Annotated in this window: 4 protein-coding genes; all 4 read right to left on the bottom strand. The window is 73.2% G+C overall.

Annotation, left to right across the window (positions count from 1 at the left end; translation table 11 throughout):
* Positions 1-65: 65 nt before the first annotated feature.
* Positions 66-1,025: a TIGR03557 family F420-dependent LLM class oxidoreductase gene (locus JNW89_RS32080; protein WP_238451906.1), complete on the bottom strand. Its 960-nt coding sequence runs from the start codon at positions 1,023-1,025 to the stop codon at positions 66-68.
* Positions 1,026-1,203: 178 nt separating this feature from the next.
* Positions 1,204-1,410 (bottom strand): hypothetical protein, encoded by a 207-nt coding sequence (locus tag JNW89_RS32075; RefSeq protein WP_238451905.1) that lies wholly within the window; start codon positions 1,408-1,410, stop codon positions 1,204-1,206.
* A 104-nt stretch (positions 1,411-1,514) separates the two neighbouring features.
* Complete coding sequence (locus JNW89_RS32070; RefSeq protein WP_238451904.1) at positions 1,515-2,645, bottom strand: low temperature requirement protein A; 1,131 nt, start codon at positions 2,643-2,645, stop codon at positions 1,515-1,517.
* 266 nt (positions 2,646-2,911) lie between these two features.
* On the bottom strand, positions 2,912-3,299 hold a 388-nt coding region (locus JNW89_RS32065), incomplete at its 5' end, for a helix-hairpin-helix domain-containing protein (RefSeq protein ID WP_238451903.1).

Here is a 3,299-nt window from a genome sequence, read left to right as displayed (position 1 = left end):
GCGCCGGAGGCCCACCGGCCGCCGCCGCGCCGGGCAGGGCGGCGGGTACGCGCCGTGGCCGTGGCTCAGCCCAGCGACCGCAGCCGCCCGGCCAGGTCGCCGGCGAAGAAGTCGAGGAAGCCGTCCGGGTCGGGGCCGGCGTTCTGCAGGACGATGTGGTCGTAGCCGGCGTCGACGAACGCCTTGACCGCCGCCACGTGCACCTGCGGATCCGGGCCGACGGCGAACTGCCGCCGGATGTGGTGGTCCTCCACCCAGGAGGTCGCCGCGTCGAAGTTCGCCGGGTTGGGCAGCTCGCTCATCACCTTCCACCCGGTGATCGCCCACCGGCTGGTTTCCCATGCGGCCCGCACCGCCTGTTCCTCGTCGCCGGCCCAGGCGAGCGGCACCTCGGCGTAGCGGGGTCCGGCGCCGCCGGCCGCCCGGTAGTGCTCGGCGATGGACGACTTCGGCTCGGTGGCGAACAGGCCGTCACCCAGCTCGGCCGCCATGGTGGCCGAGGACCTGCCGCTGGCCGCCACGGCGATCACCGGCGGGGTGTCCGGCAGGTCGAAGACCCGGGCGTCCTCCAGCTGGAGGTGCCTGCCCTCGTACGACTGGTAGCCGCCCTGCCAGAGCAGGCGGATGATCTCCAGCGCCTCGCGCAGCCGCTCGTGCCGCCCCCGTACGCTCGGGAAGCCCTGCCCGACCACGTGCTCGTTGAGGCGTTCCCCGGCACCGACGCCGAGGGTGAACCGGCCGTCGGAGATCAGCGCCATGGTCGCCGCGGCCTGCGCGATGATCGCCGGGTGGTACCGCACGGTCGGGCAGGTGACCCCGGTCGCCAGCCCCAGGCTGCTCGTCTTCGCGGCGATCGCGCCCAGCACGCTCCAGGTGAAGGACGAGTGGCCCTGCACGTCGAGCCAGGGGTGGAAGTGGTCGCTCATCTCGACGAAGTCGAAGCCGGCCTGCTCGGCGCGGACCGCCTGGCGGATGATCTCCTGCGGGCCGTAACCCTCCGAGGCCAGCTTGTAGCCGATCTGCATGCCGCGTCTCCGTCCCGTCCGGGGCTGGGCCGCTGCCCTTCCCGGCCCGTCCGCCGGCAAACGCCTGCCCTCGACCCAGCCTCCTAGGACGCGGTAGGGGTGGTGACGGACGTGATCGGGAGCGGACACGAAACGGCCCGCGCCCCGGGGGTGCGGGCGCGGGCCGGGGTCGGTGGACCTACTTGGACGGCTCGGGCAGCTTGCAGTCGACCTTCGGGTTGGCGCCGACGTAGTTCAGCGGCCCGGCCACGATGGTCACCAGGATCGTTCCGGCCTCGGCGCAGTTGGTGTCGTCGTTGCTGTAGTAGCCGCGCTGCCCGGCGGCGATCGCGCCGATGAGCAACCAGATGACGACGAGGACTCCGAGAATCGACGTGCCGCGCATGGGGTGCCTCCAGGGGTCGTGGTGGTGCGAGGTGACGCACCTTGTACCCAGACGCGACGAACGGGTAAACGACATCCGGAACGGTCACCGGCGCACCGGCCGGATCAGTGGGGCGGGGAAGGGCGCTCCGGCGGCTTGCCCCGGCTGCGCAGGGTGTCCGCGACCGCCACGCCGGCGAGCACCGCCATCGCGCTCGCGGCGGCGAAGAGCGGCGGCAGGAACAGCGCCGCCGGGGCGAGGGTCAGCAGGGCCAGCAGCCCGCCGGGGCGCGACAGCGAGACCCGGCTGAACACCTCGTACTCGAAGGCGGACCGGCCGACCAGGAAGAGCGCGGGCCCACCGAGGATGACCGCCGTCCACGACGGCGGGGTGTGCCCCAGCGGCTCGTGCAGCACCAGGTCGAAGCCGGCCGCCGTGGTCACCACCCCGGCCACCAGCGTCAGGTGGGTGTACGGCGCGGTCAGCAGGAAGCTGCTCGGCGCCTTCGCCGCCTGGATCGCGTGCGGCAGCAGCTCACCCGAGCGGTGGACGTAGATCCGCCAGAGCAGCAGGGTGGTGGCGAAGGCGATGGCGAACGCGCCGATGTTCTCCACCTCGGAGTGCCGGAGGCTGAACATGGTGCCGATGACCAGGACGGCGTCGCCGAGCGCGATGATGAAGAACTGCTGGAAGCGCTCTGACAGGTGCTCCGCGGTGACGTTGCGTTGCCGCTCGGGGATCATCCCCAGCCCCGGCACCGGGTACGCCAGCCGGAAGCCGCCGTAGTCGATGGCGAGTGCCAGCGCCCAACACGCCTCGCGGGCGTGCCCGCTGACCGTGGCGCCGATGATCCAGGGGATCGCGGAGACGGCGAACCAGATGAAGATCCGCGCCGCCCGGCGCTGGGTGGGCCGGTGTCCGCGTACCGTGGGCATGAGGAAGAGGCCCCGGCCGAGGTGGATCGCCACGTAGGTGCCGGCGAAGACCAGGCCCCGGTCGGTGAAGGCGTGCGGGATGGCCGTGGTCATCAGTAGCGCGCCGAACATCACCGCCACGATCAGCAGCTTGATCTCCTGGCGCTGCGGGTCGTACATGTCGGTGACCAGGGTGGTGATCGCCCAGGTCCACCAGATGGCCATCAGGATGATCAGGGACTGGCCGGCGTGCTGCCAGGTCAGGTCGATGACCAGGCCCTTGGAGATGAGGGCGAGCGCGACGACGTAGACCAGGTCGAAGAAGAGCTCCAGCAGGGTCACCCGGCGGGGACCCTCCGGGTCACGCACCGGCACGCCGGCTGCCGGGCGGGCGGCTCCGGCATGAGTGGCTGCACGTGCTGCTCCTGCGTACCGGGTTGTCGGCGCGGCGGGCCGCCGTCAGCCCGCTCACCGACCGTAGCGACGGCCGTCCGGCGGCGTGTCCGGTTCGGCGCTTTCCCGTACGCCGCCCCGGGTCGGTGAGCGTCCGGGGGAAACGGTGTGGGCCGGTGTCCGCGCCGAGGCGCGGCCACCGGCCCACGTGGTGCTCAGGCCTGGTCGGCGGCCGGCTCCGGCAGCACCGCACCGGCCGCGGCGCCGGCCCCGGCCAGCAGCTTGGCCTGCTGCGGCCAGGTCGCCAGGCTCGGCGCGGCACGCAGCCCGGCGGTCCGGATGGTCTCGCGCAGCGCCGCCTCGTCCAGCTCGGCCAGCTGGCGGTAGGTGCGGATCCCCGCCGCCTGCAACGCGGCGGCCATCTTCGGCCCGACGCCCTGGATCCGGCGGAAGTCGTCCGGCGCCTCGGCGTCCGGCGTGGCCACGATGTCCGCGTCGGCGGTCGCCGGCTCGTCGGACGCGACCGGCGCCTCGTCATCCAGCGCGCGACGGGGAGCGGGGATCACCGGGCTGACCGGCTCCGCGGCCTCGACCTCGGCCGGG

Source organism: Micromonospora sp. 4G55 (assembly GCF_016803375.1).
The sequence above is the reverse complement of the archived record's forward strand: the minus strand, read 5'-3'. Positions and strand labels throughout refer to the sequence as shown.

Coding starts and splice junctions, on each gene's coding strand:
- JNW89_RS32075 (WP_238451905.1), bottom strand. CDS start 1,410: ATGCGCGGCACGTCGATTCTCGGAGTCCTCGTCGTCATCTGGTTGCTC.
- JNW89_RS32080 (WP_238451906.1), bottom strand. CDS start 1,025: ATGCAGATCGGCTACAAGCTGGCCTCGGAGGGTTACGGCCCGCAGGAG.